This window comes from Nostoc sp. (assembly GCF_036917755.1).
In the GTDB taxonomy this organism is placed as follows: Bacteria; Cyanobacteriota; Cyanobacteriia; order Cyanobacteriales; family Nostocaceae; genus Nostoc.
The window spans coordinates 70,998-77,085 of record NZ_JBALFC010000090.1 but is presented as its reverse complement, the minus strand read 5'-3'; the positions used below and the strand labels follow the sequence as shown (position 1 = coordinate 77,085).

Genomic DNA, 6,088 nt, shown 5'->3' with positions numbered 1-6,088 from the left:
TCATCTCCCTCATCTCCCTCATCTCCCTCATCTCCCTCATCTCCCTCATCTCCCTCATCTCCCTCATCTCCCTCATCTCCCTCATCTCCCTCATCCCCATGCCCCATGCCCACTCTTCACTTGCGTGTCAACCTTGCGATTTGGTCGTCGTAACTACTATTTGCCCAACGCACGTAGATAAAAATTAATACCCATGCTGAGACAATTACCAGCGCCCCTAGTAAAATTCCCAGGCTGAGGCCAGGAACTACTAATGACCCCAGCAGGGGCTTATTGAACGCGATTAATAGGATAAAGCCAAAGTAAATAAACATCATGGCTCCAGTGAGAATCAGGGATACCCGCCAACGTTCAGCCGCGAGAGCCTGGAGAGCCTTTGTGCGATCGCTCATGTCTTCCTTTAGGTTGAGAAGATTAGGTCAGATTGTCTCATTGAAGTTGATTTATGCGTAATTTTCTTAAAGATTATTAGTAAATCTATTGCTATTTCAGGTAATAAAATTAACTAGCTATTTGTGATTTTCTTAAAATTTAATGTGCTTTATTATACTAAAAAATTCAACTCTTATCTAAGATTATTTAATTTTTATATACTAAAAATAAAAATAAATACGTACTTACTACAAGGTTTTAAAATCCTTAAAGTGTTATGAAATCTTTTTAAGCTACCAAATTAACTGAGATTAATTAATAAAAGTAGCAGATTTTTATTTACAAAATATACCAAAAATTACCGTAGCGCATTAAGTAAATGTTCTAGTAATATTTGTATCAAGAACTTAATATTATACAGATAGGGCATTACCAAAATTTAGTAAAGTATGTTTATCCAAACACTCATCACAGAGCCGATTCATTTTTTCAGAATCGTTATAATTGTCATATTTTCCATCACTTTGCATGAACTTGCTCACGGCTGGGCTGCGATGAGTCAGGGAGATAACACTCCACAACAAACTGGTCATCTGACACTTAATCCTGTAGTTCACATGGGTAAAGAATCCCTGATATTTCTCTGTCTCATGGGTATAGCTTGGGGACAAATGCCCGTCAACCCATCTAAATTTCGCTCTGGCAAGCTAGGCAATATTTTGGTATCAGCAGCAGGGCCATTGTCGAATCTGGCTTTAGGCATTCTATTTATTGTCCTACTCAAACTTTTCTTTAAACCTAGTCTTTCAGAAGTCTTCAGTGTCGAATTTCTTTACCTAGCGGCTCGGATTAATTTGACGTTGTTTCTGTTTAATTTGCTGCCAATTCCACCACTTGATGGCTTTCATGTTTTCAGTGAGATTTTTCCTCAACTAAAGCCACTGCAATATACCCAATTCGGACTCTTTGCCATGATGCTTCTATTTATAATTCCGGGTTTTGGGATAGGAATTAGTAGGATTGCTGATTTATTTATCCGGTCAGGATTGGGGATATAAACAGCAACTTTTAGGCAAAGACAAAAAAAATTTGAATGAAAATCAAACAAAAACTTATAGTTGCTGCTACTAGCATTGCCTTGAGCATTGCTGCTGTACTTGTGCTATCTGGAGAGTCAATGGCGAATTGTTTATAGCGTGTCAAAAACACCCTCAGAATAGGTTAGACCATTTTGAGCGATCGCTTGTAACTTTTGTGCCCATTCCAGCCATTTCGTTTCCATAGTTTTTTCCAAGTTTGTGTAAATTAGTGCAAGCAAGTATCTGATTAATAAATTTTATTTGACGATGCTTCTCACTGGAGTTTAGACTAAATCATGACAAAGTGGCCCAGTAGTACTGAGTTAACAAATTACACACCTAAAAATATAAAAACGAAAATATCAAGCCGACTTTGCTGGTTGCTTTTTGTGGTTGATAGTAGCCTTTTTAACTGTTGGGTAACGAATTATACGCGGTCGTGGCTTGCCAGTAGTCCACCCAGGTGACTTACCATCATGACCACAAGTGATCGCCAAAAAGTCTACCCTAAAAAAGTGGTTGAAGCGCAGATTACAAGCTGATTTCAGCTTCTTGTCTTCCCAAGTGGAAATGAAGGACTGGTAAGGCTTTTGGAAAACTTTTCGGTCTACTGAAACTATGTAGCTTGGTTGTCACGGTAAAAGAGCGTGATCGCCTACCATCTCACCCCAATGGTCTGTTTTTCTAAGTGAACATACTCTATTTCAGTGTCCCCATCGTCATTGATTAGATTAATAGCAACTTCTACGGGAATAGTGCAACTTTGTGATTTCCCAGAGATAGTAGTTCGCTCTATGGTCTTGTATTCGCCTTGCTCAGAATCATAGAAACCAATGTCTTCGTTTGGAGTATGCCCATCAGGGTGAAATACAACTATGGCATCCATCTTAAAGGTTATTGTGTTGTCTTCTTGGCGTAATAGTGACATATTACGGATTTCTACTGACTCTACCTCAACTTCTATTTCATCAATGAAATCTATTTGGTCTTTTGGATGACGCCCATCTATAAACTCAAGTGCGAGGAAATCTTCGGCAACATCTTCTTTTATTTGGTCTATATGCCTGGTTAAGTGTTCTAAGTAATTAGGTGTCATTTTTTGGCGTTGAAATGTTCTTATCTATTATGCAAATATCTTGTAGAGATGCCTATAGAAAATTACTTAGCCTTGCTAATAAATACAGTAAGGGTACGCTATACCGCACCCTTACTACAATTGTCAAAAACTATCAGATTTTTTCAGTAGTTTAAGAGCTAACTTTCTTATGCATCATCTAAAGCTGCAATTCCAGGTAATACCTTGCCTTCAAGTAACTCCAAGCTAGCGCCGCCGCCGGTGGAGATGTGGCTCATTTGGTCAGCTAAACCAACCTTTTCCACAGCCGCTACTGAGTCACCACCGCCGATAATGGTAGTTGTGCCAGTTTTGCTAATTTCAGCGAGGGTATGAGCGATCGCTTCCGTACCTACCGCAAACTTATCAAACTCAAACACACCCATCGGCCCGTTCCAAATTACCGTTTTGGTATCTGCAAGCGCGTCTTGGAAAACTTTCACCGAGTCTGGGCCAATATCCAAACCCATCCAACCATCTGGGATATTCTCAATGCTAACGGTTTGAGAATTGGCATCAGGGGCAAAGTTATCTGCTACTACCACATCTGTGGGAAGCAATAAAGCAACACCACGCTCTTTAGCTTTAGCTTCCAAAGACTTCGCCAGTTCCAGCTTGTCTTCTTCCACCAACGACTTACCAACATTCAAACCACGGGCTTTGTAGAAGGTGAAAATCATTCCACCGCCGATGATCAGCTTGTCGCACTTCTCCAGCAACGTTTCAATCACACCAATTTTACTGGAAACCTTAGAACCGCCAATAATTGCCGCCAAAGGACGTTGGGGATTTTCAATGGCGTTTTGCAGATATTGCAATTCCTTCTCAACCAAATATCCAGCCACAGAAGGACTGAGGAATTTAGTCACACCTTCAGTAGAAGCATGGGCGCGGTGTGCAGTACCAAAAGCATCATTTACATAAAAATCAGCATTAGCTGCCAATTTTTTCGCAAATTCTGGGTCGTTTTTCTCCTCTTCTTTGTAAAAACGAACATTTTCCAGTAACAGCACTTGGCCATTTTGCAACGCGCCAACTTTAGCTGCAACTTCATCACCAATGGAGTCATCAGTTTTTATGACTTCTTGCCCCAGTAACTCCGACAGACGCTTGGCAACGGGAGTTAGGCGTAATTTGTCATCCACACCCTTGGGACGCCCAAAATGGCTTGCTAGAATGACCTTAGCACCCTTCTGCGTCAAATCTCTGATGGTTGGTAAAGCTGCGCGAATCCGAGTATCGTCGGTAATGTTGCCTTGATCGTCCACAGGCACATTAAAGTCAACCCGCACCAAGGCACGTTTCCCAGAGATATCAGCCGAAGATAAACTTGCTAAACTTTTTTTGGACACACCAAACTCTCCTAATTGCCTTTTTGTTATTGTTTTGAAAGTAGAACCATCAAGATTTTACCGGAGTCAGGGGTACCCAAGTGACAGATATATTTAAGACAGTACTATTTCCTATTGATCAAAGCCGGGAAACGCGGGAAGCTGCTGACGTTGTTACCAACGTAGTCAAAAAGTACAGCAGTCGCTTGGTGCTGCTGTCTGTGGTAGAAGAACCACCAAAAGACGCGCCTAGTGCAGATCCGATGGTGTCACCAGAGGTAGTTGCCAAACTGCTGGAAAATGCCCAATCTTTATTTTCTGGGCAAGGAATTAAATCCGAAACCCTGGAAAGGCAAGGCAAACCAGCTTTTACGATCTGCGATGTCGCTGATGAAATCGGGGCAGATTTAATTATTATGGGCTGTCGGGGGCTAGGCTTGACTGAAGAGGGAGTAAGTGATAGTGTTACCACTCGCGTGATTAACCTTTCCCCTTGCCCAGTGCTGATTGTGCCTTAGCTGTAGTCAAACAATTTTGGATTTTGGATTTTAGATTGATTTCAGCAATCAAGTCATTAGCGGGTGCATCCCAGTTTTTAGGTGAATTCTAGTAATAAAAAACTCCACCCACTCAAGGGATGGAGTTTTTGGGCATGGGGAATGGGGCATAGGCTGGGATTGCTTCGTTCCTCTCTCCGAGAAGCACTCGCGTTTACAATGGCGCTTTTCTCGTCGCATTAATAATAAATTTTACCTCCTCCCCATTTATCCCCAACAACTTTCGGTTGCAAGAGAATATGACCAGCAACAGCTACCAAGTCATCATCCGTCAGATTTCTCATTTCTGTGAAAACATCTGCGCTTTTAATACTGGGATGTATTTCTGAAATCTCCTCTTCCCCATCGTAAGTAGTGGGATTTTTCATGTATTCCACCAATCCTTGAATGTTATTACGGTTTGGTGTTGCCAGTGCCAGAGATTCTGATTCGAGTCCCACGTTCTGGTTTGTCTTGGTAACTCCCCCAGCATGACATTGGGCACAAGCGTAATTAAATAAACGTTTACCTTCTTTGATTTGTTTCAGGTTGAGTACAACGGTATCACCCTGATTATTTAATGGCACTGTTCGGACTGCGGCATCCAACTCCACTGCCGTCGCGCTATCGACAATAAACTGGAACGTCAGCAAAACAGTAGCTAAGACAACGCCAATTATTCTTTTAATCATGTTTCCCCTTAAATATTTTGATCCTCAACACAGCTAAGAAAGCAATATTCAATCTCCATCCGTCCCAATTGTTTAAGGGACTTCCAATTAAAAAAATATCCAATTTTGTAGGGTGTGTTAGCGTCAAGAGTACAGCATCATGTTGATCTAACGTCCCCTACAATTAATGGATAATTTCTTTTTTGCTATTCCCTAATAATGGGGTAAAAATTATTAGCAAAACTCAACAGAGTTACGGTAGAGGATGGAAAAAAGTTCCATATTGTAACCCAGGAAAAATGTAATTCAATTCAATGAAAATCACTGATATAATAATTGCTGCTAAGACAGCAACTACAGGAACCATTGTGAAAAATTTCAAAAAATAACGTGACTCCATGATTTTTCTCCCAAATCAACTAAATTTGCATTTACAAGATGTCATTCTTTATTGGGTTTATTGACAGTTGATAGTTAATCAGTGACCATCAACTGTCAATAGCCTTTAGCGAATTGAAATCGGAATTTCTTCATCTTTGGCAACTAATTCACCACTGAGAAATGCTTGAACTGCTGATGCCGGCCAAACAAAAGCCAATATCATACATTTGACGAACAGTGGCAGATCGATAAATAGTTCTTTTTCTTCTGGGGAACCAAGTTTTTGAATTGCCCGCAAATAGGAACGACCAGTCCAGCCAATCCAACCGGCAATGTAGAGAAATATCACTATGGGAATCAGCACGTCTAAGGCAAGGCTGAGGCGGTCAAGAACTAAATGAGGTAAACCATCATCGCCACAAAGTAACTGAGAATAAGCCTTTAATGGCTTTGTCGTGTAATAACTATCAGGGGCATTTTGCACTCGTTCTACAAATGCAGATGATTCGGCACAAGGAACTAATGTAGTATTCTCCGCTAAAGCTGAGGTGATAATACCAAGCCAGAGAATAATTACCAAAACCAAAGTAAATATTCGTTTCAT

General features: G+C 40.8%; 8 protein-coding genes and 1 pseudogene. 2 read left to right on the top strand and 7 right to left on the bottom strand.

Going from position 1 to position 6,088, the window contains the following annotated elements; all coding sequences use genetic code 11:
* Positions 1–116 precede the first annotated feature (116 nt).
* Positions 117–392, bottom strand: coding sequence for a DUF485 domain-containing protein (locus V7L05_RS19575; RefSeq protein WP_334885846.1), 276 nt, complete (start codon positions 390–392; stop codon positions 117–119).
* Positions 393–821: 429 nt separating this feature from the next.
* Here V7L05_RS19575 and V7L05_RS19570 point away from each other — a divergent pair, with 429 nt between their 5' ends.
* Positions 822–1,430, top strand: coding sequence for a site-2 protease family protein (locus V7L05_RS19570; RefSeq protein WP_335166403.1), 609 nt, complete (start codon positions 822–824; stop codon positions 1,428–1,430).
* Between the two features lie 140 nt (positions 1,431–1,570).
* Here the strand turns inward: V7L05_RS19570 and V7L05_RS19565 are convergent.
* The 3 genes and pseudogenes from V7L05_RS19565 to V7L05_RS19555 form a co-directional block, all read right to left on the bottom strand.
* Positions 1,571–1,654 (bottom strand): annotated as a pseudogene (locus tag V7L05_RS19565) (NUDIX hydrolase N-terminal domain-containing protein); the annotation flags it as partial.
* 452 nt (positions 1,655–2,106) lie between these two features.
* Positions 2,107–2,547 carry a hypothetical protein gene (locus tag V7L05_RS19560; protein WP_335166401.1) on the bottom strand — a complete coding sequence of 147 codons (441 nt, stop codon included), beginning with the start codon at positions 2,545–2,547 and terminating at the stop codon, positions 2,107–2,109.
* A gap of 167 nt (positions 2,548–2,714) precedes the next feature.
* Positions 2,715–3,917, bottom strand: coding sequence for a phosphoglycerate kinase (locus tag V7L05_RS19555; protein ID WP_335166399.1), 1,203 nt, complete (start codon positions 3,915–3,917; stop codon positions 2,715–2,717).
* An 89-nt stretch (positions 3,918–4,006) separates the two neighbouring features.
* Between V7L05_RS19555 and V7L05_RS19550 the strand changes: the two genes are divergently transcribed.
* Entirely contained in the window at positions 4,007–4,414 is a 408-nt protein-coding gene (locus V7L05_RS19550) for a universal stress protein (RefSeq protein ID WP_292824730.1), read from the top strand.
* A 218-nt stretch (positions 4,415–4,632) separates the two neighbouring features.
* Here the strand turns inward: V7L05_RS19550 and psbV are convergent, their stop codons facing one another.
* From psbV to V7L05_RS19535, 3 genes are all read right to left on the bottom strand, one after another.
* The gene (gene psbV, locus V7L05_RS19545; protein WP_335166397.1) at positions 4,633–5,124 is read right to left on the bottom strand and encodes a photosystem II cytochrome c-550; all 492 of its coding nucleotides are present in this window, start codon (positions 5,122–5,124) and stop codon (positions 4,633–4,635) included.
* A 232-nt stretch (positions 5,125–5,356) separates the two neighbouring features.
* Positions 5,357–5,503, bottom strand: a complete 147-nt coding sequence (locus V7L05_RS19540) for a photosystem I reaction center subunit IX (RefSeq protein ID WP_334690545.1) — start codon at positions 5,501–5,503, stop codon at positions 5,357–5,359.
* Between the two features lie 105 nt (positions 5,504–5,608).
* Positions 5,609–6,088 (bottom strand): Photosystem I reaction center subunit III, encoded by a 480-nt coding sequence (locus tag V7L05_RS19535; RefSeq protein ID WP_335166396.1) that lies wholly within the window; start codon positions 6,086–6,088, stop codon positions 5,609–5,611.

Excerpts from the sequence above, each read along its gene's own strand:
- V7L05_RS19575 (WP_334885846.1), bottom strand. The coding sequence starts at position 392 with ATGAGCGATCGCACAAAGGCTCTCCAGGCTCTCGCGGCTGAACGTTGG.
- V7L05_RS19570 (WP_335166403.1), top strand. The coding sequence starts at position 822 with ATGTTTATCCAAACACTCATCACAGAGCCGATTCATTTTTTCAGAATC.
- V7L05_RS19560 (WP_335166401.1), bottom strand. The coding sequence starts at position 2,547 with ATGACACCTAATTACTTAGAACACTTAACCAGGCATATAGACCAAATA.
- psbV (WP_335166397.1), bottom strand. The coding sequence starts at position 5,124 with ATGATTAAAAGAATAATTGGCGTTGTCTTAGCTACTGTTTTGCTGACG.
- V7L05_RS19540 (WP_334690545.1), bottom strand. The coding sequence starts at position 5,503 with ATGGAGTCACGTTATTTTTTGAAATTTTTCACAATGGTTCCTGTAGTT.
- V7L05_RS19535 (WP_335166396.1), bottom strand. The coding sequence starts at position 6,088 with ATGAAACGAATATTTACTTTGGTTTTGGTAATTATTCTCTGGCTTGGT.